Annotated in this window: 22 protein-coding genes; 11 read left to right on the plus strand and 11 right to left on the minus strand. The window is 70.9% G+C overall.

Annotation, left to right across the window (positions count from 1 at the left end; all coding sequences use genetic code 11):
* Window positions 1–179 precede the first annotated feature (179 nt).
* The 3 genes from ACFVH2_RS19225 to ACFVH2_RS19235 all read left to right on the plus strand — a co-directional run bounded on the left by ACFVH2_RS19225 (window position 180) and on the right by ACFVH2_RS19235 (window position 4845).
* Complete coding sequence (locus tag ACFVH2_RS19225; protein WP_378427238.1) at window positions 180–2033, plus strand: dynamin family protein; 1854 nt, start codon at window positions 180–182, stop codon at window positions 2031–2033.
* Window positions 2030–3442: a GTPase gene (locus tag ACFVH2_RS19230; protein WP_378427236.1), complete on the plus strand. Its 1413-nt coding sequence runs from the start codon at window positions 2030–2032 to the stop codon at window positions 3440–3442. The genes ACFVH2_RS19225 and ACFVH2_RS19230 overlap by 4 nt, the downstream gene beginning before the upstream one ends.
* Window positions 3443–3555: 113 nt before the next feature.
* Window positions 3556–4845, plus strand: a complete 1290-nt coding sequence (locus ACFVH2_RS19235; protein WP_378427235.1) for a hypothetical protein — start codon at window positions 3556–3558, stop codon at window positions 4843–4845.
* 79 nt (window positions 4846–4924) lie between these two features.
* Here the strand turns inward: ACFVH2_RS19235 and ACFVH2_RS19240 are convergent, their stop codons facing one another.
* Both ACFVH2_RS19240 and ACFVH2_RS19245 read right to left on the minus strand, forming a co-directional pair.
* On the minus strand, window positions 4925–5203 hold the full coding sequence (locus ACFVH2_RS19240; RefSeq protein WP_378427233.1) for a GNAT family N-acetyltransferase: 279 nt from the start codon (window positions 5201–5203) through the stop codon (window positions 4925–4927).
* A 111-nt stretch (window positions 5204–5314) separates the two neighbouring features.
* Window positions 5315–8539: an SNF2-related protein gene (locus ACFVH2_RS19245; RefSeq protein ID WP_378427231.1), complete on the minus strand. Its 3225-nt coding sequence runs from the start codon at window positions 8537–8539 to the stop codon at window positions 5315–5317.
* Between the two features lie 135 nt (window positions 8540–8674).
* Between ACFVH2_RS19245 and ACFVH2_RS19250 the strand changes: the two genes are divergently transcribed.
* Window positions 8675–9817, plus strand: coding sequence for a patatin-like phospholipase family protein (locus ACFVH2_RS19250; protein ID WP_378427229.1), 1143 nt, complete (start codon window positions 8675–8677; stop codon window positions 9815–9817).
* Window positions 9818–9830: 13 nt separating this feature from the next.
* On the opposite strand, the gene ACFVH2_RS19255 is transcribed toward ACFVH2_RS19250, so the two are convergent.
* On the minus strand, window positions 9831–10784 hold the full coding sequence (locus ACFVH2_RS19255; protein WP_378427227.1) for a GTP pyrophosphokinase family protein: 954 nt from the start codon (window positions 10782–10784) through the stop codon (window positions 9831–9833).
* 46 nt (window positions 10785–10830) lie between these two features.
* The gene (locus ACFVH2_RS19260; protein ID WP_378427225.1) at window positions 10831–11889 is read right to left on the minus strand and encodes a hypothetical protein; all 1059 of its coding nucleotides are present in this window, start codon (window positions 11887–11889) and stop codon (window positions 10831–10833) included.
* A 352-nt stretch (window positions 11890–12241) separates the two neighbouring features.
* On the opposite strand from ACFVH2_RS19260, the gene ACFVH2_RS19265 reads away from it, so the two are divergent.
* The 3 genes from ACFVH2_RS19265 to ACFVH2_RS19275 are packed head-to-tail and all read left to right on the plus strand — an operon-like array spanning window position 12242 to window position 14694.
* Window positions 12242–12751: a DUF3558 domain-containing protein gene (locus ACFVH2_RS19265; RefSeq protein WP_378427223.1), complete on the plus strand. Its 510-nt coding sequence runs from the start codon at window positions 12242–12244 to the stop codon at window positions 12749–12751.
* 34 nt (window positions 12752–12785) lie between these two features.
* Window positions 12786–13175 carry a hypothetical protein gene (locus tag ACFVH2_RS19270; protein WP_378427221.1) on the plus strand — a complete coding sequence of 130 codons (390 nt, stop codon included), beginning with the start codon at window positions 12786–12788 and terminating at the stop codon, window positions 13173–13175.
* A gap of 1 nt (window position 13176) precedes the next feature.
* Entirely contained in the window at window positions 13177–14694 is a 1518-nt protein-coding gene (locus ACFVH2_RS19275) for a hypothetical protein (RefSeq protein ID WP_378427219.1), read from the plus strand.
* Between the two features lie 4 nt (window positions 14695–14698).
* Here the strand turns inward: ACFVH2_RS19275 and ACFVH2_RS19280 are convergent, their stop codons facing one another.
* From ACFVH2_RS19280 to ACFVH2_RS19310, 7 genes are all read right to left on the minus strand, one after another.
* Entirely contained in the window at window positions 14699–16078 is a 1380-nt protein-coding gene (locus ACFVH2_RS19280) for an FAD-binding oxidoreductase (RefSeq protein WP_378427217.1), read from the minus strand.
* Between the two features lie 82 nt (window positions 16079–16160).
* Window positions 16161–16511 carry an iron chaperone gene (locus ACFVH2_RS19285; RefSeq protein ID WP_378427215.1) on the minus strand — a complete coding sequence of 117 codons (351 nt, stop codon included), beginning with the start codon at window positions 16509–16511 and terminating at the stop codon, window positions 16161–16163.
* Window positions 16512–16537: 26 nt separating this feature from the next.
* Complete coding sequence (locus ACFVH2_RS19290) at window positions 16538–17173, minus strand: DUF4232 domain-containing protein (RefSeq protein WP_378427213.1); 636 nt, start codon at window positions 17171–17173, stop codon at window positions 16538–16540.
* Window positions 17174–17390: 217 nt separating this feature from the next.
* The gene (locus tag ACFVH2_RS19295; protein WP_378427211.1) at window positions 17391–18824 is read right to left on the minus strand and encodes an HAD-IB family hydrolase; all 1434 of its coding nucleotides are present in this window, start codon (window positions 18822–18824) and stop codon (window positions 17391–17393) included.
* The gene (locus ACFVH2_RS19300; RefSeq protein WP_378427209.1) at window positions 18821–21139 is read right to left on the minus strand and encodes a glycerol-3-phosphate 1-O-acyltransferase; all 2319 of its coding nucleotides are present in this window, start codon (window positions 21137–21139) and stop codon (window positions 18821–18823) included. The genes ACFVH2_RS19295 and ACFVH2_RS19300 overlap by 4 nt, the downstream gene beginning before the upstream one ends.
* Window positions 21140–21159: 20 nt before the next feature.
* Window positions 21160–22623: a wax ester/triacylglycerol synthase domain-containing protein gene (locus tag ACFVH2_RS19305; RefSeq protein ID WP_378427207.1), complete on the minus strand. Its 1464-nt coding sequence runs from the start codon at window positions 22621–22623 to the stop codon at window positions 21160–21162.
* A gap of 103 nt (window positions 22624–22726) precedes the next feature.
* Window positions 22727–23185 (minus strand): nucleoside deaminase, encoded by a 459-nt coding sequence (locus tag ACFVH2_RS19310; RefSeq protein WP_378427205.1) that lies wholly within the window; start codon window positions 23183–23185, stop codon window positions 22727–22729.
* 140 nt (window positions 23186–23325) lie between these two features.
* On the opposite strand from ACFVH2_RS19310, the gene ACFVH2_RS19315 reads away from it, so the two are divergent.
* The 4 genes from ACFVH2_RS19315 (at window position 23326) to ACFVH2_RS19330 (ending at window position 25957) form a co-directional block, all read left to right on the plus strand.
* A complete protein-coding gene (locus ACFVH2_RS19315) occupies window positions 23326–23637 on the plus strand; it encodes an FmdB family zinc ribbon protein (protein WP_378427203.1) in 312 nt (103 codons plus the stop codon).
* A gap of 50 nt (window positions 23638–23687) precedes the next feature.
* Window positions 23688–24941 (plus strand): formamidase, encoded by a 1254-nt coding sequence (gene fmdA / locus ACFVH2_RS19320; protein ID WP_378427201.1) that lies wholly within the window; start codon window positions 23688–23690, stop codon window positions 24939–24941.
* A 203-nt stretch (window positions 24942–25144) separates the two neighbouring features.
* Window positions 25145–25462, plus strand: a complete 318-nt coding sequence (locus tag ACFVH2_RS19325) for a hypothetical protein (RefSeq protein ID WP_378427199.1) — start codon at window positions 25145–25147, stop codon at window positions 25460–25462.
* A gap of 168 nt (window positions 25463–25630) precedes the next feature.
* Window positions 25631–25957, plus strand: a complete 327-nt coding sequence (locus tag ACFVH2_RS19330; protein ID WP_378427197.1) for a hypothetical protein — start codon at window positions 25631–25633, stop codon at window positions 25955–25957.
* Window positions 25958–25984 lie beyond the last annotated feature (27 nt).

Here is a 25984-nt window from a genome sequence, read left to right on the forward strand (position 1 = left end):
CGCCCGGGCCGTGCACCGCCGCCCCGATCGGAGTCGAAAGAATCTCAGTGGCGCGCATCACAATTCGGCGGAGTGTTCGAGGTCGGTGCGGCAGACGCCCGCCGGGGCCGACACCGGGCGGCGGAGACATGCCCTAGGGTACGGACGGTACCGACGGCAGGTGGCACGGAAGGAGATGCGTGGACGGGTCCGGAGAGCACGATCGCCGGACGGCGACACCCCCGCGTCAACGGGCCGACGCCCTGCTCGCGTCGATCACCGGAAAGATCCTGCGCCCGTTCGGTCACGACGATCTCAGCGACCTCGCCGAGCAGCGGGCGTCCGGCGCGGACCAGGTCCGATCCGTCGTGGTCGTCGGCGAGGTGGGGCGTGGCAAGAGTTCCCTGATCAACGCCCTCGTCGGCAGGCGGGACGCCAGCCCCGTCGGGGTCGACGTGACCACCTCGACGACCCTCGCGGTCGGGGAGGCGTCCGGCGAGTACCCCGACGGCACCGCGCACCTGCTCTTCCCCGGCCGCAGCGAACGGATCCCGCACGCGGACCTCGCGGACTGGGTGACCTGCGAGGGCCGCCGCGTCACCGACGCCCGGATCGACGAGCTGCCGACCCGGGCGATCGTCCCGGTCGCGGGCAGTCGCCTCGGGGACGTCACGGTGGTCGACACCCCCGGCGTGGGCGGACTGGACCCCGGCTACGCGGCGCTGGCGACGGCGTCCGCGGCGCGGGCGTGCGTGCTGGTGATGGTGTGTGACGCCGGCAGCCCGATCACGGCGCCGGAGATGGCGTTCGTCCGGGACGCCGGTGCCGGCGTCGAGGCGCTGGTCGTCGTGGTCACCAAGACCGACAAGAACGTCCGGCGCTGGAAGCCGATCGTCGCGGAGAACCGGGCGCTGCTGCGCGAACACCTCGGTCGGGACGTGCCGGTGCTCGCGGTGTCGAGCCTGCGGGCGCTGCTCGCCGCGGAGTCGCCGCCCGGACCCGAGCGGGACCGCGCCGAGCAGCGGGCCGGCATCGCCGGTCTGCGCTCCACCATCCACGCGAAACTGGCGGCGGCGGAGGACCTTCCGGCGGCGAACGGGCTGCGGACGGTGGTCGGGGGACTGCGGTCCCTTGACGCCGACATGGGCGCACAGATCGACGCCCTCACCCGAGGCGACCAGGTCATCCCGGGCCTGACCGAGCAACTCGCGGAACTGCAGGACCTCAAGGACCACTCCCAGCAGTGGGAGCAGTACCTGCAGCGGGACCTGACCCTGATCCGGCAGGACGCGACCGACGAACTCGACCGCCGGCTGGACGCGATCCGGGACAAGTGGACGACCCGGATCAACAAGAGCGGAATGGCGGTGCTGCGGAAGAACCCGCAGCACTTCACCGCCGAGATGGAGAGCGACTTCCAGGGCGCGATGGCGGCGTCGATCACCGTGTTCCTGGACCGGTTGCACGGCACCATCGTGGCGCCCCGATTCGATTCGGAATTGGTGTGGAACGAGATTCAGCACCAGGTCACCGCCGCCCTGGCCAACCGCTCCCTCGAGACGCACCGCGTCGCCGGGAAACGCCAGGGCCTGCTGGACCCGTCGATGCTCACGATGGGCGTGATGGGCTCGTCGATGCTCGGCGGCCTGATCGGAGTGACCACGGTCGTCGGTGTCGGCGCCGTGGTCGGCGTCGCGTGGGTCGGATTCAACCTCGGGTTCCGGGCGATGCGGGCCGGCAAGACGAACCTGCTGTCCTGGATGCGGGAGACGACCGCCACCACCAAGACCACCACCGCGCGGATGCTCGAATCCGCACTCGCGCTGGCCCGCCCGGAGATCGTCATCCGGTACCGCGACCACCTCAAGACCTCGATCGAGCATCTGCAGAAGCAGATCAAGGAGGCCGAGGACCTCGCCCGCACCGACAAGGCGACGCGCGAGAAGAAGCTCTCCCGCCTCGAGGGCAACCGGAAGGTCGTCGTGAACAACATCGCCCGGGCCGAGGCGCTGATCGCGGAACTCACCGGCGCCGACGACGGCGGTGCGCGGTGACCGCTCCGCCGATCGATCCGGTCCGCGCCAGCCTGGACCGGGCCCTGCACGCGCTCGCCGCCCTCGGGCCCGAACTCGCCGCGGAGGCCAACCGGATCGGCGCGATCCTGTGGTCGCCGCCGCGGATCGTGGTCGTCGGGCGCCTGAAGGCGGGCAAGTCCACCCTGGTCAACGCGCTGGTCGGGGCCGCGGTCGCGGAGACCGCGGCGCTCGAGGCCACCAGCGTCGTCTCCGTCTACCAGGACGGCGCGCCGGCCCGGGTCGAGGCGGTGCTGCTCGACGGCACCCGCAACCCGGTCGACACCGTCCGCGGGCAGATCGCCGCACTGCCGGTGCCCGCCGACGAGATCGCGTACCTGCACCGGTGGCTGCCGTCGGCCGCCATCCGCGACCACACCCTCGTCGACACGCCCGGACTGGCGACCCTGACCGCCGAGAACGAGGCCCGAACCCGCCGCGCGCTGATCGACGGGTTCGAGCAGACCCGCACCGCGTCCGTCGACGCCGACGCGGCGGTGTTCCTGTTCGACTCCACCCCGCGCGCCGACGAGGTCGATTTCCTGCGGCAGCTCGGCTTCACGCCGCTCACGACGCTCGGGGTGCTCTCGCGCGCGGACGGGTTCGGGGAGGGTGCGCTCGGCAACCGGGATCCGCTCGAGCACGCCGCCGAGCACGCGGTCACCCTCGCGCAGCGGCTGCGCGGCACCGTGATGACGGTGCTGCCGATCGCCGGGCTGCTGGCCGAGACCTCGCACACCGGCGCGCTGACCGAGGCCGATGCCCGCGCCCTCGCGGACCTCGGGGCGATGTCGCCGCTGGACCTGATCGACCTGCTCGACTCCGACGACCCGGCCGAGCCGCACGTCCGCGACCGGCTGCTCGACCTGCTCGGCGAGTACGGGATGATCCACGGTCGTGCGATCGCGGGCCGGGGTGCGGCCGCGCTCAACGACTGGCTCGTCGCGAAATCCGGTGTCCCGCAGTTGCGGCGCGTCCTCGGTCGGCATCTCGGTGCGTTCGCCGCGGTGCACCGGGCCGGCCGGATCGTGCGGGAACTGGACCAGCTCGCCTACACCCATCCCGCCCGCGACCGGATCCGCGACATCGCCGCCGCCCTGCGGGCGGACCCCGCGCTGCGCACCGTGGTCCTGTTCGAACACCTCGGGGCGATGCTCGACGCCGACCCGGCCTCGCCGGTGACCGACGAACTGCGTCGACTGATCGAACACCCCACCGACGCAGGCAGACTCGGGCTCCCGCCGGACGCCACCGCAGATCAGGTCCGGGCCGAGGCGCACCGCAAGCTGTCCTGGGCGCAGGCGCAGCAGCTGTCGACCATGACCGCCGCGGAGGACGCGGCCCTGGTCCCGCTGATCCACACGTACGGACTGCTCGCGCGCGGCGTGTGAGCCGCGACACGATCGCCTCGGTCGGGAACCTTGCCCGCCGCGCCGGGCATCCAACCCCCGACACCATCCCGACGGCCCGAGCGCGGCGCGGGAGCGACGAAAGGACCACCGAAGTGCGTGGGACGAATGTGATGCCGACGAATGCGATGTCGAGGAAATGGATTCCGCGGGCCGCGGCCGTGCTGTGCGCGGGCGTGCTGGTCGCCGGCTGCGGCGGCACCGACAGCGAGCCGAAGGCCGGGTCCGGCGGCGCCGCCGCCCCGACCGTCGACGCCGCCGCACTGGACACCGGCAGCTACCCGACCAGCCCGGCCCCCGAATTCGGAGTCGCCACCACCGAGAACATCATCGAGGTCGAGGGGCAGCGACTCGCCGAGTTCACCGTCGCGCCGTTCGAGATCGACCCCGAGCTGACCGCGGGGAAGATGCCGACGATGGTGATGCGCAGCGGCAAGAACCTCGGTGTCGTCATCAGCGGCAGGGCCGGCGACATCGCCCACGAGAACCAGATGCTCTACGGCTACGTCTCCACCGCCGCCACGAACACCCCGAACGTCACCGACCCGTCCCGGTCGGTGGTCAACGCGGTGCTGCGGTTCGGCAACCCGGAGATCGCCGCCAAGGTCGCCCGCGCGATCCAGACCGAGCTCACCACCGTCGACGACGGCGCCGGGATCGCGACCGCCCAGACCGTCGACGTGCTGCCGAACACCCTCGTCTCGACCCGCGAGACGAACTCCAGTGCGGGCCGGACCATTTCGGTGAACGCACTGACCCCGCACGGCGACTACCTGCTCTACACCTGGGCGCAGGCGCCGGTCGGCCAGAAGGACTGGACCGCGAAGGCGGTCGCGAAGGCCGTCAGCCTGCAGGGCCCGCTGATCGACAAGTTCCCGGCGCAGCCGACCAAGGAGCAGAACGGCGGCAAGTCCGCCGAGTTCCCGAAGGTAGACCAGGACAAGATCCTGATCTACGCGGTCCCCGAGAAGGACAAGCAGGCGAAGCTCGGCGACGACATGGCCGTGTACGGCCCGCGCGGCATGTCGCACAGGTCGACGAACCCGCCGCTGACCTACCGGGTCCTCACCGAGACCGGGGCCGACCACAGCGCCGTGGCCAAGACCACCGTCTACCGGGCCTCGGACGGCGCCGGTGCCCGCACGATCGCCGACGAGTTCGCGAAAGATCTCGCCGCGCAGGGCTTCGCCGCGGCGCCGTCCCCGCAGGGGCTGCCGGACGCGAAGTGCGTCACCAAGGACACGGTGCGCGGCACCGAGATCTACTGCACGGTGGTCAACGGCCGCTACGTCGGCGAGGCCTCCGGTCTGGACGACAAGAAGGACGTGGACCAGCAGATCTCCGCGCAGTACCTGATCCTCGAGCAGGCCGACCAGAACGTCTGACCTTCCACCGTCGAGCCGGTGGCCCCGTGTCGTGGGCCACCGGCGTCAGGCACGGTCGGGCTCGACCCAACATCGGAAGCTAGGCGACGAGGTCCTGGTACTCCGCGTTCTGCGCGACGAACTTCTCCACGTACGAGCACGAGGTGGCGATCCGCGCGCCGTCGGCGCGGGTGGCGTCCAGGGCGGCGGCGACGAGCTTGCCCGCCAGGCCCTGACCACGGAATGCCGGATCGGTGACGGTGTGGTCGAAGTCGCGGACGTCGCCGATCACCGTGTAGTCGGCGTGCCCGGCGAGGGTGCCGTCGACGAGGATCTCGAAACGGTTCTGCTCCGGCTTGTGCTCGATGGTGTGCGCCACGGCCTGGTCCCTTCGTCGTCGGTGGTCGCCTCGCACGCTACCCAGAGGGCGTACACGGGGCACTGAAGGGGTCAACCGCCCTGCCGTGCCCGCGTATTCCGGCGACCCGATTCAGCCCAGCAGCTCCCGGATGTCCTCGGCCGACAGCCCGGCGTTGAACGCCCCGCCCTCGTCCACCACGGACGTGAACAGTTCCGACTTGCGGGCCTGCAGCGCCAGCACCTTCTCCTCGATGGTGTCCTTGGCGATCAGCCGGTACACCATGACGTTGCGGGTCTGCCCGATCCGGTGTGTGCGGTCCACGGCCTGCGCCTCGGACGCCGGGTTCCACCACGGGTCGAGCAGGAAGCAGTAGTCGGCCTCGGTGAGGTTCAGGCCGAACCCGCCGGCCTTGAGACTGATCAGGAACACCGGCGCGTCCCCGGACTTGAACTCGCCCAACACCTTCGCCCGGTCCCGGGTGCGGCCGTCGAGGTAGGTGTAGCCGACGCCCTCGGCGTCGAGTCGCGCCCGCACCCGGTCGAGGAAGCCGGTGAACTGGCTGAACACCAGCGCCCGGTGGCCGCCGTCGATCACGTCCGCCAGCTGCTCGAGCAGCGCGTCGATCTTCGCCGACCCGACCGACGCGTGCGCCTCGTCGACCAGCGCCGCGTCCAGGCACAGCCGGCGCAGCAGGGTCAGCGACTGCAGGATGGTGAACCGGTTGGCGTCCACGTCCTCGACCAGCCCGAGGATCTTCTGCCGCTCGCGCTGCAGCTGGGTGTCGTAGAGCTGACGGTGCCGCGGCGTCAGCTCCACCTCGAGCACCTGCTCCTGCTTCGCGGGCAGGTCCGAGGCGACCTGCTCCTTGGTGCGACGCAGGATCAGCGGCCGGATCCGGCGCCGCAGCCGCGCGAGCAGCTCGGCGTCGCCGCCGGTCTCGATCGGCTTGCGGTAGAACTCGCCGAACTTCGTGGGGTTCGGGAACAGGCCCGGTGCGGCGATCGACAGCAGCGACCACAGCTCCATCAGATTGTTCTCCATCGGCGTGCCGGTGATCGCGACCTTCGTCGGCGCCTCGATCCGCCGCATGCACTGGTACGCCTTGGACCGGTGGTTCTTGACGAACTGCGCCTCGTCGAGCAGCAGCATCGACCACCGGTGCGCCGCGTACTCCTCGTCGTCGAGCCGGGCGAGGGTGTAGGAGGTGACCACCACGTCGGCGCCGTCGATCGAGTCCGACAGCGCCGCACCGCGTTTGGTTCCGGTCTCGGACACCGCGACCACCCTCAGGTGCGGGGCGAACCGCGCCGCCTCCGCCGCCCAGTTCGCGACCACCGACGTCGGCGCCACGATGAGCACCGGCGGGTCGGCCGGATTCTGCTGGCGCGCATGGCAGATCAGCGCCAGCGACTGCACCGTCTTGCCGAGGCCCATGTCGTCGGCGAGGATGGCGCCGAGCCCGTTGGTCCACAGGAACGCCAGCCAGCGGAACCCGTCGAGCTGGTAGGGCCGCAGCGTCGCCCGCAGCGACGCCGGCGCGTCGAGGGTGGACACCGTCGTCACGTCCAGCAGCCCCTGCACCTGCTCGCGCCAGCGGGCGGCCTGCCGCTCGACCACCCCGAGCGCGGCCAGCTCCTCCCACATCCCGGCCTGGAACCGGCTCAGCCGCAACCGGTCCGGCTCCTGCTCGTGCAGGTCGCGGGCCTCGGTGATGAGCTCCCGCAGCCGCTGCAGCTCCGGCCGGTCCAGCGACAGGTACGCCCCGTCCGGCAGCAGCAGGTGCGACTGGCCCGCGGTGAGCGCGGCGAACACGTCCCGGAACGGCACCGGGGCGTCCTCGACGCGGACGGTGATCGACAGGTCGAACCAGTCGCCGTCGTCGGTGGCCTCGGTGCCGACCCCGATCTGCACGCTGTCGCCGGCGTCCCGGTAGTCGGCGGCGGCGCCCTCGACGCGGACCTCGACGTCGCCGCGCGCGTCCAGCAGCGGCAGCAGTTCGGTGGTGACCCGGGCGGTGTCGAGTCCGTCGAGGTGCACCCGCGCCAGCAGCGTCCCGCCGGGACCGAGCAGCCGGTACTTCTCCAGCGGCAGGTCGAGGCCGGCGAGCACGGCGCGTTCGCGGCCGGCGTCGCGGAAGGACTCGTCGCCGGCGCGCAGATCCACCGCCCGCTCGGCGCCGCCGACCGCGTACCGGAACTGCCAGTGCAGCGCGACCCGGTGCCCGGCCGCGTAGGCGACGTGCAGCAGCAGCGTGGGGCCCTCGATGGTCGGCGCGGTGAACGACCCGTCGGTCGAGCGGACCGTCGCGGACCGCTGCAGCCGCGGGTAGTACTCGGCGGAGAAGCGGTCCACGTCCCGCGCCGGCACCACGATCGAGGCGCTGCAGACCACCAGTTCCTGCATCGCCCGCGGCGCCGTCCCGGACAGCCGGGCGATCCGGAACGGCCACTCCGCGGGGTTGGCGCCGCGCGGGTCGCCGGGGCGCAGGTAGAGCACCCCGTGCGCCTCCTCGCCCAGGAAGCCGAGCACGATCACCGGCAACTCGGAGTCGTCCGTGCGCACGGTGGGGGTGACCTCGAGGTCGCCGCCGGACTGGTCGACGTCCACGCAGAGTTCGGCGCCCGCCGGGGTGGGCAGGGCGCCCATGCCCTTGCGGCCGTAGAGCAGTTCGACGCCCGCGTCGGCGGCCTCGTCGAGCAGCGTCCACAGTCGCGGGCTGGTGACGGTGGTCAGGTCGAGGTCCTTCTCGCCGGACCCGTAGGTGCGCCGGGCGCGCCCGGCGGCCTGGTGCATGGCGTGCAGCTCGGACAGCACCTCGCGGTGCGCGGGCAGCACGTCGGTCATGTGCGGCAGGCCCGACCACGTCATGTTCGCGTTGGCCCAGCCGGACCGGCCGGGCCGGGCCAGCCGGGCGCTCAGCCGCCAGAACTGCGAGCGCGGGCCGGGGGTGAGGGTCAGCTGCACCGCGAGCGGGACCGTCCCGGCGGGCCGGTCGGTGCCGCCGAGCGCCGCGCCGAGCAGGTCCTCCCAGGACGGGGGAGCCGGTTCGGCGGTGTCCGACTGGTCGAGCAGCGCGACCGTCACCGCGACCGCGTGCTTGCAGTTGAGCCGGACCGGGCAGCTGCACTCGCCGCGGGTGAACTCGAGCCGGTCGGTGTGCGGGGCGAACAGCACGCTGGTGCGGTACAACTCGGTGCCGTCCACCAGGCCCACCGCGCGGCGCTCGGCGGCGATCCAGTCCAGTTCGAGCACCGAGCCGGCGCGGGCGTAGCGCACGCCGCGGTCGTAGGTGGTCTGCCCGACCGCTCGCACCAGGGTGGAGAGGGTGTGGTCGTGGTCGGAGGGGAACGGCATGGGTCGACGGTAGTCGGTGGGAGGGACGGTGCAGCTCGCGTGCTCGCGAACGTCCGGTCGTCGTTCCCATGTTGTCGGGTCTGCGGGGAGTAGCGTCGGCCGAGGAAAGACACGCGTACGTCGATGGGGGCGGTCGTGGCTGAACGCATCGGGCTTGTCGTGGCGGGAGCGGGCGCACGGGGTGCGTTCGAGGCCGGGGCGATGGCGTCGCTGGTGGGACGGATGGACGAGGACGGCACCCCGCCGTCGATCCTGGTCGGCACCAGCGCGGGCGCCCTGAACGTGGTCGGGCTGGGCGGATTCGCCGACCGGGGACTTGCCGATGCGGCCGAGGACGTCGTCGACCTGTGGGGTTCGATCGAGCTTGACGACGTCGTCGAACCGGTGAACAGCGTCGTCGGGAGCGGGCTGCGCTACCTGGGGCAACTCGCCGGACTGCCGGTGCGGCTACCGAGCCTGTTGGACACCGAGCGGCTGCGCGCCACGCTGTCGACCCGCCTGCCGTGGGACAGGCTGCACGAGAACATCGCCGCGGGACGGGTCGACGCCGTCGCGGTGGCCGCGACGTCCGTGGCGACGCGTGGGACGGTCGTGTTCGTGGAGAAGCACCGGTCCGTGCCCCTCCCGCCGCACGACTCGCACCGCAACATCACGTACGTGGAGACGGAACTCGGGGTCGACCACGTGCGCGCGTCCGCCGCCGTGCCGGGTCTCTTCCGCCCGGTGCACGTCCGCGAACCGGCGGACTGGGCCGGGTGGTACGTCGACGGCGGGTTGCTGCTGAACACGCCCGTCAAGCCCGCCATCGCGTTCGGTGCGGACCGGTTGGGCGTCGTCGCGACGCATCCCCGGACCTGGCCGACCGGGTTGCCGTCCGACCAACTCACCCACACCGGGAAACCGGACGTGTTCGGGGCCGCGGCGCTCGCCCTGCGCGCCATGCTCGCCGACCGCATGATCGAGGATCTGCACGCGATCGAACGCCGCAACAAGCGGGCGCACCCATACCCGAGGAAGCCCTACCGGGTCGGCTTCACGTTTGCCGGTCCCGCCCCGGACCGGGCCGGTGACATCGCCGCGCTCGCGGACGAGGTCTTCCGCGACGAGTTCGGCGGCCTGCGATGCGGGCGGGACCCGTCGCTGTGGGCGCTGGCCCGGCTGATCGGGGGCGAGGCGGCGGATCGAGGCGATCTGCTCAGCTACCTCTACTTCGACCCCGCCTTCACCCGGCGAGCGGCGGCCCTCGGGCGCGGCGTCGACCTGGTCGAGTCCGGGTAGGAGTGCCGTCGGGTCAGCCGATCGCGACCGGGTGGTAGTACAGCGCGGTGTCGGTCTCCTCGACCCGGACGTCGACGGTGTCGCCGACCTCGAGGTAGTCGTCGACGTTGATCCGGGCGCTCGACCCGACGATCCGGCGGACCGAACGCGCGGGGATCAGGCCCTGCCTGCCGTCCGCGCCGACGGCGAGGGCGTACCGCGGGCCGGTGCGGGTGATTCGCGCGTAGACCGTCGGCTCGTCCGATCCGTTCGCCGGCGTGCCGTCGGGGCCGGCGTCGAGTTGCGCGGTCTGCCGGTCGAGTTCGGCGGCGAGCAGGTCGGCCATGGTGTCCACGCTGTCCAGGAGCTCGGCCATCTTCCGGGCCACGTCGCGGTGGAAGTCGTTCGGCTTCAAGGCCTTACCCGGCTTGTACATGTCCTCGTGGGTGAGCTCGCCCCACGCGTCCTGCAGCAGCGTCTTCACCTGCACCTCGACCTTGACGCCCAGGTCGCCCTCGTGGGTGGCGACCTTGACCAGCAGGATCGCGTGGTACGCCCGGTAGCCGCTGTCCTTCGGGCGGGTGACGTAGTCGTTGGGTGGCACCGCCAGACGCACCGAGCAGGCCGGCGAGGTGCAGGCCTCGTTCAGCTTCACGGTGAACGCGGCGAGGTCCCGCGGCGTCTTGCACAACACCTTGATGCCGATCAGGTCGTGCAGCGACGCCGAGATGTCGTCGGGTGTGGTGGGGCGCTTGATCTTTCCCTCGGCGACCTGACGGCGGATCTTGTCGGCGGTGCGCTGACGATCCTTGATCCGTGCGGTCCTCGCGTTCAGCCGGTCGCGGTCCAGGTCCTCGAGGACGTCGTCGGCGAGCGTCTCGAGGAACGTCTGGGTGGTGACCAGCGCCGCGGCCCACGCGCGTTCGTGCTGGTTGTAGAGCTCGTTGACCAGTGCCTCGACGTTGTCGGGCTTCTTCCGGGTGCGCATGTGTTCCTTGTCCGTGCTCCCCGCGGTGGCGGGTGAGCGGGGTCGGTCAGTTCGGCTCGTCGAAGAGGGTCTGTTCACCGGGGTCGGTGAACAGCTCCATCTGGCGTACCGGTTTCGTCGTCGGCGGGGTGGTCAGCTCGCCGTGGTCGACCTCCATCGGCGCCGGGTCCGGCTCGGCGGCACCTTCGAGGCGCCCGCCGAACCGGTCCGCGAACGCGTCGTCGATGGTCCGAGCGAACGCGAAGAGCTGCTCGAGCATGTCGATCAGGTGCTGCGGGACATACGGATTCGCGAGCACCGACGCCCACGCCTCCACCCGGTCGGTGGACAGGGTGAACTTCAGGTGCGGCCACCGGCGGTTCAGGTCGGAGATCAGTTCGCTCGCCCGGGTCCGGTCGCTGACGTCGCAGACGAGCGGCACCCGCACCTGCACCTCGCCGCCGTCGAGGTGCGGGCCGACGAACCCGACCACCCGGCCGAGCGCGAGCAGGAAGTCGCTGTGGCCGTCGTCGCCGGGCGGCTCGTCGAACAGTCGCGCCAGGGTCAGCGCGACGAGCTCGTAGAGGTGTTCCTCGTCGCGCGGCACTACGGCCGCGCTCAGGTCCAGTTCGAACACGTCCTCGTCGTCGAGTTCGGCGGGTTCGATCGCCATCGCCTCGATGGTCCCGACCGCCTCGACCCGCAGGAAGCTCGGGTGCGGCACGCTCCACGTCTCCCGGAACACCGTGACCGCCATCGCGGCGAGCTGGTCGGCCCAGTTCGCCGGCTTGTCGACGAAGAACGCGGGCGACCCGGCGTCCGGCTCGTCGTCGGGCTGGCGGGTGGGCCGGTGCCAGCCCAGCTCGACCAGCCGGTCCTCGTCGTCGACCGACAGCCGGTGTCGCGGGTCGAGGTAGGCGTTCGACGGCACCTCGCAGCGCACCTCGCCGGCTCCCCAGGCCAGGAACTGCACGCACGGCACGAAACCCTCGACCGACGACTCCTCGCCGAGCTCCAGCGCGAGCAGGTCGTCCTCGCGCATGGCGGCGATGATGTCGGCCAGCCGCACCTGGAACTCGGTCCAGGCGCGCTCGACGCTGGTGTCGAACCCTTCGAACCCGGCCATGATTCCCCCTCATGTCTCGCGTCACGTGTCGACCGCCGATCTGCTTGACGTGCCGACAAGACAACGCTAGCGCGGACCTCGGACAGATTGCCGGAGGCGGCGCGGACGGTCGGCGTCGGTGTGGCGAGTCGAACTCGGGCGTGGTGTGGCGGGTGTTGCCGGTGAGGCTGGAGGGCCGCGTGATCCCGGTGAACGTGCAGGTGGCGGGGATATTTCGTTTCCCGCTGACGTGATTGCCGCGTCGCGACCGTGCAGTGGCATCGAAACGTCGGGAACGGGGCGGGCGCGCGCTGCGTCTGTTTAGGTGGATCGGTCTGGAATCTCGAGGGGGTGTCGGGTGCGGGGGAGGCTCGTGATCGGGGTCGTCGGCGCCGGCCTGCTGTTGGCCGGGTGCGGGTCGGGTGCCACCGACGGAAAGGCGGATGCGGTCGGGGCGGCGGCGGGGGAGCCGGTGTTCAGTCCGTGTGACGACATTCCTGATGAAGCGTTGCGGGCGGTGGAGGTGGACCCGGCGACGGAATCGCGCGACATTGCTGGGGTCAAGCAGCCGGGGTGGAACATCTGCAAATGGCAGGGTGAAGGTTCGGCTTTGAGTGTGTTCGCTACGACTCATTCGCTTGACGATGTGCGTGTCAATCCGAAAAACACTGACTTCGTTCCGATCAGTATCATTGGTAGGCAGTCGTTTTCGTACCACGAATTGGCGGACCAGGCGCGCCGAAACTGCGACGTTGCAATCGCGTCCAAAGGCGGCGCCGTGCTGGTGGCGGTTGCTTATCTCGGTACCGACCCGGTCGCCGAGGATCCCTGTGTGGTTGCAGAGCACCGGGCCCGCGTTCTTGTCACTTACATGCCGCAATAGTTGGCGCGACGCCAAATGTGTCGGAGGGTGATCGATGGGTGAGGCAGTTGAGAGTTGGGTCCAGCTGGCTAATTCGGTTGAGTCGGGCCAGCTCTACCTTGAGCGCGGAGTGGCCCAGCTCTGCTCTCGACGCTGTGCTGAGTTGGTCGCGAACCTGAAGGACATTCAACTGGACGTACAAGGACTGAACAAGGTCGTGGGTTTGGGTCCACTTCCTTCCGGCGTCGCGCTATCCGTGAAATTCGAGAAGAAGGCAATCGGCGGTGACTACTCGCTCGACCAGGCAATCGCGGACCACATCAGGACCGTCGAGCAGATGCAGCACGTCTTCGAGCAGATCGAGGCCAGGTACGCGGCGACGGACACCGCGGCCGCACGGGGGATCGAATCGTCCGGCGCAGGTCTGACCGACAGGGGGAACTGACATGGGAATTCCGAGTCTCGACGACCTGAGGGACGGTCTCGGCGATCTGGTTGCCGAGGTCGGCGAACTCGCGCACCACCCCGGCAACAAGATCGTCGACATCGTGTCGGGCTACGACCTCAACGAGCGCAGCCGCGTCCGCGACGAGCAGGCGGCGGGCAACTCCGAGCGCTCGGACATCTACGGCACCCAGTCGGACCTGCGCGGGCGATTCGGCGGCGCATACGACCCGCCCTCGATCACCGCTCCGGAGAGCTTCGACTCGATGTCGCACGCCGAGATCAAGGCCGCGGTCGACGAGATGGCGGTCGGACCGATCCGCGCGAGCGCTCAGGGCTGGACCCAGATCGGGGACTCGCTCGAGCAGGCGCTCACCGGTTTCCGGCACGACATCACGACCCTGATCGGCGCCGGCTGGGAGGGGCTCGGCGCAGACAAGGCGAACGAGGCCTCCGCGAAGTACAGCGAGGCGTCGAAGAACCTGGCGGTCGCCGGCAAGCTGATCGGCACCAAGGTCGCCGAGGCCGCGACCGGCATCGCGCAGGTCAAGGCGACGTTCCCGCCCGTCGAGCAGGGTTCGGTGCTCGGAGCAGTCTTCAACATGGCCCTCCCGCAGGTCGGCCTGATCAAGGCCCTGCTGCACGAGCGGGACGAGGCGCACCAGCAGGCCATCCAGGTGATGAAGACCGTCTACACTCCGGTGATGCGGCAGGCCGACACGAACGTGCCGGTGCTGCCGACCCCGTTGAACGTCGTCGACGACGTCGACCCGTCGCAGGTCCCGCAGCCGGGCACGGGCGGCGGTGCAGGGGCGGCGCCGTCGGCAGGCCCGGCCGGCCCCGCCGGCACTTCCGGCGGCGCTTGGCTGCCACTCGAGAACCACGGCGATCACCAGCCCGCGACGACGATCACGCCGGGCGCACCCAGCGATACGACGACGACCGGCACCGGCAGCAACCCGCTCGGCGACGGTAGCGCCACCATCGCGGGGCAGCCCGCAGCGAACCCGAATTCGCCACTCGCCCAGCATGACCCGTCTTCCATCTCGACCAGGCCCGCATCCACGCCCGCCACCGACGGTGCCGGATCCGGAACGGGATTCACCGGCGGGTACGGGCCGGGCACCGGACCGACCGCGGGCGGCAACTCGGGATCGCACGCCGGTGGGGGCACAGGCGCGGGCACGGGCACCGGGTTCGGTGGCGGCGCGCGATCGGCGGCGGGTCTAGGCGGCGGAGGGGCGGGGTCGGGCGGAGTCGGCGGCAGGAGCCCGGGCGGAACGGTCGGCGGCGGCGTCGCGGGCGCTCCCGCGTCGGCCGGGGCCGGTGCAGCGGCGGGTACCGCGGCGGCGGGGAAGCCGGGCGCGCCCGGCGCGGGCATGATGCCCGGTGCCGCGGCCCGCGGCCGCGGCGACGAGGACACCGAGCACAAGACGCCCGGCTACCTCGTCAACGTCGACAACGGCAACGAGATCGTCGGCAGCCTGCCGAAGGTCGCGCCGCCGGTGCTCGGCGCCTGAACTGCTACTTCAGGATCGCGCCGGGATTGAGGATCCCGTCCGGGTCCAGCGCCGTCTTGATCCGCCGGGTCAGCTCCATCACGTCCTCGCCCAGCTGATTCGGCAGCCAGTCCCGCTTGAGCCGACCGACGCCGTGCTCGCCGGTGATCGTCCCGCCCAGCCCGACGGCCAGGTCCATCACTCGGCCGAACGCCAGCTGCGCCCGATCCACCTCTTCGGGATCGGAGGGGTCGAACACGATCAGCGGATGGGTGTTGCCGTCTCCCGCGTGCGCGACCACGCAGATCAGCACGTCGCAGTCCTCGGCGATGGCCTCGACACCGGTGATCAGCCGGGGCAGCGCGTCCATCGGAACCCCGACGTCCTCGAGCAGCAGGCTGCCCAGCGCCTGCACCGCCGGGAACACGGCCCGCCGCGCCGCCGTGAACGCCTCGCCCTCCTCCGGATCGTCGGTGGCGAACACCTCTGTCGCGCCGTGACTTTCGCAGGCCGCCACCATCGTCGCGATCTCCTGCGCCGCCGCGGCGCCCGGTGCGTCCGACTGGGCGAGGAGCAGGGCCCGGGCGTTGCGGTCCAGGCCCATCCGCACCGAGTCCTCGACCGCGTTGATGCTGGCGTGGTCCATGAACTCGAGCATCGCCGGCCGCATCGTGCGGGTGATCGCGAGTACCGCGTCCGCGGCGTCCTGCACCGACTGGAACGACGCGACGAGGGTCGACGCCGGCGACTGTGCGGGGATCAGCCGCAGCGTGACCTCGGTGATGATGCCGAGGGTGCCCTCGCTGCCGACGAACAACTTGGTCAGCGACAGTCCCGCGACGTCCTTGAGTCGCGGGCCGCCCAGCTGCACCGCGGTGCCGTCGGCCAGCACCACCTGCAGGCCCAGCACGTAGTCGGTGGTGACGCCGTACTTCACGCAGCACAGCCCGCCGGCGTTGGTCGCCGCGTTGCCGCCGATCGAGCAGATCTCGAACGACGACGGATCCGGCGGATACCAGAGCCCGTGCTCGGCGGCGGCGCGCTTGACCTCCGCGTTGAGCAGTCCGGGCTGGACCACCGCGACCCGGGTGACCGGGTCGACGGTGATGGCCCGCATCTTCTCGGTGGTGAGCACGATGCCGCCGTCCACCGCGGACGACCCGCCGGACAATCCCGACCCGGCGCCGCGCGGGACCACGGGAACGTGATGCGCGGTGGCCCACCGCATCACCGCCTGCACGTCCTCGGTGCAGGTCGCGCGGACCACCGCCAGCGGGGTGCCCGCGTTCGGGTCGGCGGCCCAGTCCTGGCGGTAGCCGGCCGTCAGGTCCGGGTCCGTGACCAGGGCGCGGTCGGGGAGGGTTGCGGCCAGGTCGTCGAGCGCAGCGGGATCAACCGTCGTCATGACTCCATCATGCCGCCTGGGAGCGGGCGCGCCAGAGGGCCATCCGGTGGCCGGGAGGCGGCGGCGACCACGCGGCAGACGGTCACCCGCGCTGCGCGGCCAGCAGGGCGGCGATCCGCTCGATCAGCTCGTACGGAATCGGCTTGCCGAGTGGGAACTTGGCCGTCCCCGGACCGGACTTGTACGGCGCCAACTCCCGCTCGAACTCCGGGTCGCCTGCGGGCAGCGGGTACACGCTGACGTGGTGTTTCCAACCCGCGAAGTACACCAACGACTTGCCGCCGAGTGTGACGGTGGGGATGTCGTAGCTGATCGTCTCGCCCGACCCGGGGACCACCGCGTGGAGCAGCGCGCGGATCTGCTCGAGGATCGCGCGCACGTCGTCGGGGAAGGACGCGATGTACTCGTCCACGGTCGCGAATTTCTCTGCCACGGGCCACCTCTCGTCGATGCGGGCGCTCAGCCCGGGACCACTGCCGTCACCTCGAGCTGATGCACCCCGGGCTGGGTGCAGCCGGTCCCGCTGTGCGGCAGGTACAGCGAGTCGTACGCGTTCGGCGGGAACACCCGCAGCCCGCCGACGGCGCCGGGGACGCACTGTTGCGACGGGTAGTTCAGTACCTGCACGGCCCGCACGTTCGCGGTCGCGCTCGCCCCGGGCGCCAACGGCACCGGCCCGCTGCCGGCACCAGCGCGGGTCGCGGCGGCGCCGACCTGGGTGCCGCCTTGCCCGGTGACGTAGGAGACCCCCGGGAAGCCGTCCAGGGTGCACGTGCGACCGCCCGTGTTGGTGAACACCAGTGGGATCATCACCGACCCGGCCGCGCCCTCGGACCGGCCCGCGGTCAACCGCAGTTCCGTTGCTGTGCAGGCATTCGGGTCGATCGCGGGGTGATCGGTCGCGGTGGGCGCGCTGCTCTCGCCCGGCCCGACGCCGCCGGTGGGGCCGCCTCCGGTGCCCGCGGGGGCGGTCTCGGAGCCGGCGGGCGGCGCCGCCGTCACCGACGCCGTGTCGTTCGAGGTGCCGGAACTGCAGCCCGCCAGGACGAGCGCGAGCGCCGCGGTGAGCACCGACGCGGCCTTCCGAGTGCGCATGGTCGCACCGTCCTCTCTCGGCCGCCCGACCGTCGAGTCGAACCTAGGGCATGTCTCCCAATCCCCATTTCGGCGCCCCTGGCGTCCAATCGCCGCCCTGCGGCGTTGTCGTCGGCGCCGATACAACCCCGGTATCGGCTTCTCCTCCGCCTTGCCGGACGACGATTGTCTCGCCAGGTGCATCCGAGAGGGATTAGGAGACATGCCCTACCCCCGCTCAGCGATGCCCGGCGTGCAGGCAGGCCTCGAACATCGCCCGCACCTCGTCGACGTGCCCGTCCAGGTTCTCCACGGTCCAGCCCTCGGTCGACACCGGCGGCAGCACCTCGACGTGCACCGTCCCCGGATGCGCGACAAGAGAATTGCGCCACATCAGCTCGCCGGCGTCGTGGATGACGATCGGCACGATCGGCACGCCCGCCTGGATGGCCAGGTGGAAGCCGCCCTTCTTGAACCTGCCCAACCGCGGTGTGGGGGAGCGGGTGCCCTCCGGCGCGATCGCGATCGAGATGCCCGAGCGCAGCTTGTCCACCGCGGGCGCGAGCGCCGCCTTCGCCTTGGTGGTGTCCGACCGGTCGATGTACGCGACGTCCAGCAGCGCTCCGACCGGGACGAACCGCGGGTCGTGCGCGGCCTCCTTCTTCGCCACCCCGGTCACGTCGCGGCGGATCACGCTGCCGATCACCAGCATGTCCAGCGAGGACTGGTGGTTGAACATGAACACCGCGGGCCGCTCGCTCCAGGCGTTCTCGCGCCCGGTGAGCTGCAGCGTGATCCCGCAGATGGTCAGCGCCACGTCCGGGCCGAAGGTGCCGACCAGGTTCGCGGCCATCTGACGGTTGCGGGTGAGCAGGCCGGCGGACGCCCCGACCGCGGCGGTGGTCATCAGTGCCCCGATCGCGGCGGCGGTGCGCGCCGTCGACAGCGGTGTCGCCCCCCGCTGCGGCTTGCGCAGCGTCACGCTCGACCAGCCCCGTTCCCGGGCGACCCGGGTCAGGCCGCGGTCGGGGTTCAGGGCGACGGGCCGCCCGACCGACTCGAGCATCGGAACGTCCTCGGCGCCATTGGAGTAGGCGAACGCGTCGGCGAGGTCCGCCCCGCGAGCCTCCGCGTAGGCGGCCAGGGCCTTGGCCTTCTCCGGGCCCCACAGCGGCGGGGCGGCGAGTGCACCGGTCAGCATCCCGTCCACGACCTCCGGCTCGCTGCACAGCACGTCCGCGATGTCGAGGTCCGCGGCGACGTACTGCGCCTGGTAGGGCGTGGCGGAGGTGGCCATCACCACGGTGTGCCCGGCCCGCCGGTGCGCGGCGAGCAGGCCGCGGGCCTCGGGGTAGATCATCCCCGCGATCTCCTGGACGAACAGCCGCTGCCCCCATTCCCGCAGTTCGTCGTCCTGGCGGCCGGCCAGCGCCTGGACCGCGATCTGCATCAGCCCGTCCACGTCGGCGCCGCGGAACTGGGTGTCGATCGCGGCGCCCGTGGTGCGCAGCAACTCCTCGAGGCTGATGTCGAAGCGGCGCAACCGGTCCCGGTACACCACGCTCGCGGAGTAGCCGGCGATCAGGGTGCCGTCGAGGTCGAACGCGGCCAGCGTGCCGGGGCCGGGCGGGGCCGCCGCGATCGCCCGGTGCAGGTCCCCGAGGGCGCTCACCGGTCCGGGTCCTCGGTCAGGTAGCCGGGCTCCTGGGGCAGGTGACCGTGCTCCTGCAGCTGGTTCAGGCGGGCGTGGGCGAGGGTGCGGATGTGCCGGACCCGTCCGACGAGGGTGTTGATCTCCTCCGCGAACGCCAGTCGGCGCGCTGTGAGGTCGGCCCCGCTCTCGCCCTCGGCCGGCGTCATCAGCCCGCGGTTGCGGGCCAGTTTCAGCGCGGTGGCGAACAGCTCGCCGGAGATCGACTCGCTGCTGGCGATCTGCTGGCGCAGTCGACGCTTCTTGGCCAGGGACAGGCACTCGGTGACGAAGGCCTTCTCGTCGAACTTCGCCGCCACCGGGGTGTCGACGAGGTGGTCGGCCACCACCTCGTACGCCTCCAGGAACGGCTGCAGGACACGGTGCGCGAGATACGGTTTCGCCCCCGTGAGCATCTTCTGCGTGTGCTGGGGTTCGCTGAGGTCGAGCTCCCACCGCGGGTCGATCAGGTCGAGCTCGGTGCGCATCTCCCGCTCGAAGGTGTTGCGGTCACTGAAGAAGAACTCGAACTTGAGCAGGTCCCGGATGCGTTTGGCCTCGGTCCACCCGTCTCCGATCGGGTCGGCGAAGCGCTCGTCGACCGCGGCCTGCAGCACGAGTTCCGCGATCGCTCGGACCACCAGGAAGTGGATGGTCGTGTTGCGGTAGAACGCGGCCACGAGGTGCTGGTCCTTGCCCAGGTAGAACACCCGGTCGTCGCCCTCGCCGTGGCTGCGCAGCACCCCCGAGTCGAGGTGGGTGCGCAGCGCCCGGCGGATCACCTGCGGGTTGGTCAGGTCCACGTCACCCGCGGTCGGCAGCTCGCGCGCGTTGATGTACGCGACGAGCGGGGTGAGGATGAAGGTCAGCTCGGGGATCGTCAGGGCGCGGTCCTCGATGCCGAGGAAGGCCAGCATCACCAGCGAGGAGGCCGTCACCGGGGTCACCTCGTTGATCCGGTGGCATACCTCGAACGCCGTCTTCTGGATGGCCAGGCGTGAATCCTCCTCCTGACTCAGCGATTCCGCGAGCGAGAGTGGCCGTCCGATGGTGACGTGGGCGACGCCGTTGCGCTGACCCTGGGCGCGGACGTACCCGAACAACCAGCGCAGGCTCTCCTTCTGCTTGGCCGCGCCGTGCGCCTCGTCGGCCATCGCGCTGACCTCGTAGAGCTGGTCGTAGGTCAGCGACACCGGCACCAGGTAGACGTCGGAGGCCACCGAGGACTGGAAGGCCTTGGCCAGGTAGGTGAGCAGGCCGAAGCGCGGCGGCCGGAGCTTGCCGGTGCGGCTGCGTCCGCCCTCGATGTACCACTCGAGGTTGAACCGTTTGGTCAGCAGGTACCGCATGTACTCGCGCAGGGTCCACTTGTAGACCTCGTCGTCGCCGAACTTGCGGCGGATGAAGACCGTGCCACTGCGCTTGCTGATCGGACCGATCGGCCAGAAGCTGACGTTGAGCCCGCCCATCACGTGGTTGAGCGGCAGACCGCCCCCGACCAGGGCGGGCCGCAGCACCAGCGGGTCGAGGTAGGAGCGGTGACTGGGCAGGAACACCAGCGAGTGCTGCCGGTTCAGCTCGCGCAGCTCCTCGAAACGCGAGGTGTCCACGTCCAGTCGGTAGGCGCGGGAGAAGTAGCGCCCCAACCGGTCCCACAGTGCGACGGCCCGGCGGCTCTGCGTCGCGACCAGCTCGCCCAGCGCCTCGCGGGACCGTTTGTCGACCTCGGCGACGCTGATGTCCAGTCGCTCGGCGAGCTCGCGCACGCCGGTGTGGAAGCGGGTGGTGTCGGTGATCTCGTCCACCACGAACCGGGACACCTTGTACTGCGAGCCGAGCAGTCCGCGCTCGGCGCGCTCCAACGCCAGCGCCGCCTGCCGACGGATGAACTCCGGCAGGGACCCGCCGCCGGAGTCGGCGAGCCTGCGCTCGAGGTCGCTCAGCGGCGCGGGTTCGCCCTGGACCACCCGGCAGCGCTCCGGGGTGCTGCGCAGCACCCGCCGCTGTGCGCCGCGGCCGGGATGCAGCGGGTCCCGCGGGGACAGCGCCTCGCGCAGCCTGTGCGAGCTCGACTCCTCCGACGACCGCGGCAGCCACACCACACGCACGGGCGTGAGCAGCGGGTCGTCCTCGCGCCGGGTCAGGTCCCTGAGGCTCTGGTCGGTGATGGCGACGGTCGTCGGGGCGCCGCCGGTCGGGTCCTCCTGCATGCGGAGCCAGGTGCGCAGCACGCCCGACTCGGTCTCGGTCATCGACTCGGTGAGATAGACCCGCGGTCGTTCCATGTGCGCAGTCATCGCCGTTCTCCTCTCATGACCTACGCCCCTTCCTCTCGTCCCAGTGCCACGATCTCGTCGAGGCTCTCCTGCAGACAGTCCATGAAGAGTGCGGGTTTGGTGACCGCGGCCGTGTCGAGGTTGACGCCGATGCAGCAGGTGCCCGCGTGTGAGACCAGGGTCGCCATCACCGCGCAGCCCGGCGCCGGGCCGAACGGGAACATCCGCTCGATCCGCGCGCCCGCCAGGTACACCGGGACCGGAACCCCGGCGACGTTGCTGGCCTGCAGGTCCAGGCCGGTCGACTGGGAGAGGTACCAGTTCGCCAGCAGCGAGGTGGGCAGCCGCGACAGCAGCGGGGCGGCGAGATCGAGCGCGTCGAGCGCGGGTTCCTCGCGCAGCCCGAGGACGATCGCGCGCACCCGTGCGATCCGCTTCACCGGGTCCGCCTCGGTAGCGGGTCCGGCGAAACGCACGGCCGCGAACCGGTTGCCGCCGGACGGGTCAGAGGCCCGGCGCATGTTCACCGGCATCCCCATCGGGACCTGGCCCACCGTCACGCCGAGCTTGTCGTGGTAGCGGGCGAAGCCGCCGAGCAGCGCCGCGACGTACGCGTCGTTGACGGACCCGCGGGCGACGTGGGCCGCCGACTTGAGCTCCGGCAGCCCCACCTCGAGAACCCCGAACCACCGGCCGAGGCCACGGTTGCGCAGCAGCGGTGAGCCGGTCGCGGGCGGTGGGGTGACGATGCGGCGCAACGAATTCGCGTACCCCACCACTTCGGTCGCCGCACCGACCGGGTCGGTGGCGGTCGCGACGGCCGCCCGGACGGCGCCGCCGACGAGGTCGCCGATGCGGCCGGGCGTCTTCTGGATCTCCGAGACCACGTCCTGGCGCATGGCCGTGAGGGTGGACAGGTGCTCCGGCGGCGCGGGCAGACGGTCCGGCTTGTCGGGGGTGGGCTCGGCGCGGCGACTGTGCAGCAGCGTCATCAACCCGATGCCGCCCATCCCGTCGGTCATGCTGTGGTGGGTCTTGACGACGTACACCGCGCGGCCCTCGGGCAGGCCCTCGATGAGCATCGCCGTCCAGGGCGGCCGGGCCTTGTCGAACGGCTCGGTGGCCAGGTGCCGGCACATCCGCAGCGCGTGGTCGAAGTCGGCGGGCTCGGGCAGTCGGACCCGACGCAGGTGGTAGTCGAGGTCGAACTCCGGGTCCACCGACCACACCGGATTGCCGAGCCCGAACGCCGGCTCCACCGCCCGCATCCGGATCCGCGGCACGATGTGCGACGCCCACTCGTGCGCCTTGACCAGTCGGCCCCAGTCGGGCGAGCGGTCCAGGACGTCGACCGCGACGATCGGGGTGCGCAGCTGCGGCTGCGCCTCCTCCATCCGCCACATGCCGGTCTCGAAGTCGGACATGGTGCGGTTCCAGCCGGACGCGACGGCGGAGAGGTCGACGTCGACCGCGCTCGGTGGAATCAGCGGATCGCCATCGGCCATGGTCGCACTCCCTCGGTGGTCAAGTCCTGTCCGCGGTCGTCGACCTCAGTCTGTACCCGACCGGGCGGACGCGTCACGCTTTCGGGCCCCGGGTGTGGCGCGGCTACTCGGCGATGCCGATGTCCTCGTTCCACAGCTCCGGCTGCTCGGCGATGAAGCGGGCCATCATCTCGATGCAGCGCGGGTCGTCGAGGACCGTCACCGCGACCCCGTGGTGGGCGAGCCAGGCGTGGCCGCCGGCGAAGGTGACGGCGTCGCCGACGACGAGTGCGCCGATGTTGAACTGGCGGACCAGGCCGCTGCAGTACAGGCACGGCGAGAGGGTGGTGACCATGATCGTCGAGCGGTAGTCGCGCTGGCGGCCCGCGGCGCGGAAGGCCGCCGTCTCGGCGTGCATCGACGGGTCGTCGTCCTGCACCCGCCGGTTCCGTCCGCGGCCGAGAAGGGTGCCGTCGGCGGCGAACAGCGCGGCGCCCACGGGGATGCCGCCCTCCGCGCGTCCGGCCACGGCCTCGGCGAGCGCGGTCTCGAGGAGCAGGTCGGGGGAGGTCGTGGTGTCCATGACCCACCTTCGGCCGACCGGTTCGGCGATGTCAACGTCCGGTGTGAGTGCGACTGTGCGAGGGGAGGATTCGTGTCCGGTATGCGTAGTCGACGCGCACGGTCGCGGCCTGTCGGTTAGCGTCTGAGGGACTTCGATCCTTGCCCCGGCGAAAGGATGTCGTCATTCCCCTCTATCAGTTCCGGTGTGCCGCCTGCGGCCCCTTCGACCGGACCTTCCCGATGGCCGACGTCCCGGACGCGGCCGACTGCCCGACCTGCGCGAGCGGCGCGCGCCGACAGATCACCGGCCCCCGACTCGCGCACGGGGCCACCACCGCGATGTGCCTGCTCGACGCGACGAAACGGTCCGCGAGCGAACCGGCGGTGGTCACCGGTCCCCGCCCCGGCGTCGCCCGCAATCCGACACCGATCAGCGCGAACCCGCTGCACCGTCGGTTGCCGCGCCCGTAGATCCGGCCGTCACCTCGACCCGAAAGTCCACGTCCGAGAAGGAGACTCGCATGCCCGAGCTGCTGTTCCCGTTGGATTCGTCGAAGAAGTTCACCGACCAGGAGAAGGTCGGGCACAACCGCTGGCACCCGGACATCCCGGCCGCGGTCACCGTCAAACCCGGCGACGAGTTCCGGGTGCACTGCCGCGAGTGGTTCGACGGCGCCATCCACAACGACGACTCGGCCGACGACATCCTGCACGCCCCGCTGACCACCGTGCACACCCTGTCGGGTCCGTTCGCGATCGAGGGCGCGCAGCCGGGCGACCTGCTGATCGTGGACATCCTCGACATCGGGCCCATCCCGCAAGAGGACGCGGGTCCGCTCGCCGGCCAGGGCTGGGGGTACACCGGCATCTTCTCCAAGTCCACCGCGGGCGGGTTCCTCACCGACCAGTTCCCCGACGCCTACAAGGCGATCTGGGACTTCTCCGGCCAGACCGCGACCTCCCGGCACGTGCCGCACGTGAGGTTCACCGGCATCGTGCACCCCGGCCTGATGGGGACCGCCCCGTCGGCGGAGCTGTTGTCGCGCTGGAATGCTCGCGAGGGCGCGTTGATCGCCACCGACCCGGACCGGGTTCCCGCGCTGGCGTTGCCGCCGGAACCACGCGACGCGATCCTCGGCACGCTCAGCGGGGCGGAGTTCGACCGGGTCGCCGCCGAGGCGGCCCGTACCGCCCCACCCCGGGAGAACGGCGGCAACCAGGACATCAAGAACCTGACCAAGGGCTCCCGCGTGTTCTATCCGGTGTTCGTCGACGGCGGTCACCTGTCGGTGGGGGATCTGCACTTCTCGCAGGGGGACGGCGAGATCACCTTCTGCGGGGCGATCGAGATGGGCGGTTTCGTCGACCTGCGGGTGGACCTGATCAAGGGTGGCATGGAGACCTACGGTGTCTCGGAGAACGCCATCTTCATGCCGGGCAACACCGATCCGCAGTACTCGCAGTGGCTGGCCTTCTCGGGAACCTCGGTGACCCTGGACGGGGAGCAGCGGTACCTCGACTCGCACCTGGCCTACCAGCGGGCCTGCCTGCACGCGATCGACTACCTGACGAAGTTCGGCTACAGCCCGGAGCAGGCGTACCTGTTGCTCGGCGCGGCGCCGATCGAGGGACGCTTGTCGGGTGTGGTGGACATCCCGAACTCGTGCGCGACGGTGTACCTGCCGACGGCGATCTTCGACTTCGACGTCACCCCGTCCGCGGCCGGTCCGGTACGGATCGACCCCGGCGTGGGAGCGCCGCGCGCGGCGGGCTGAGCGGGTGACGCACCTTACAGTGTCAGATCGCTCACGCGGGAGCCACGAGCGCCTCCGTTAACTAAGTGTTTATTTCGTAGCTATACAAACTTCCCCGTTCAACGGATAGATTGCCCCTTATCGCTCGACGGCGTGCCAGCGTTACAGGTCGAGCGAAACGTCCTCCGAATGGAGGACGGGAGCCGTTTCGAAGGAGTGGCGGAATGAGAGATCTGTCCAGCGGCGTCGGCGACATGGTTCGAGCCATCCTCGCGTACGAGTTCGAGGATCTCGACACCGTCGATATCGGGACCATCGACGACATCCGCGCCGGATTCGTCGACGACTGGGTGCTGTCCATCTCGGCCTCCGGGATGCTCTCCGAGCGGATCGTCGCCGAGGTCGAGCGGGCGTGGCGGTTCGACCCCGAACTGCTCGTCGATGCGCTGCTCGACGGCACCGACGAGGTCACTCGCCGCCGGTTCAAGGGATCGCGGGGGCGCCACACGGGGGCCGTGCCCGCGGTCTCCGCGCTCGGCTGATGCGAGTCCTCATTCGTCACATCCGTCGCAGTGGACACTCTGTTATCGGATCGTGGCGCGGCACCCTCGCCATGGCGACGAATCGGGGTTAGCGTGTCCCCAATCGCTCGAGAGCGCCACAGTGTTACAGCAGTACGCGAAGTCGCATCCGACGGAGGGACCACCACGATGAGAGTTCTAGGATCCCCGACATACGACCTGGTCAACGCCGTTCTGTCGTACGAGTACGACGGCGGAGAGGTCGACGTCCACGCCATTGACCGGGTGCGCCGCGGCGAGACCGACGAGTGGATGATCGCGCTGTCCGACAGTGGCCTGTTCTCCGACGACGCCCTCGTCTCCGTCCTCGGTGCTTGGCACCGGGATCCCGAACTGCTCGTCGACGCCCTGCTCGGCGGCGCCGACGAGGTGTCCCGTCGCCGCCTCAAGGCTGCGCGGCGCACCGCCCTGTTGCCCGCGGTGCGGCCACGACAGCACATCGTCGGGATCGGCTAGCGCCCACCCCCGACCCCGCAGCTACAC

Source organism: Rhodococcus sp. NPDC127527 (assembly GCF_042672245.1).
Taxonomy (GTDB): domain Bacteria; phylum Actinomycetota; class Actinomycetes; order Mycobacteriales; family Mycobacteriaceae; genus Rhodococcus_G.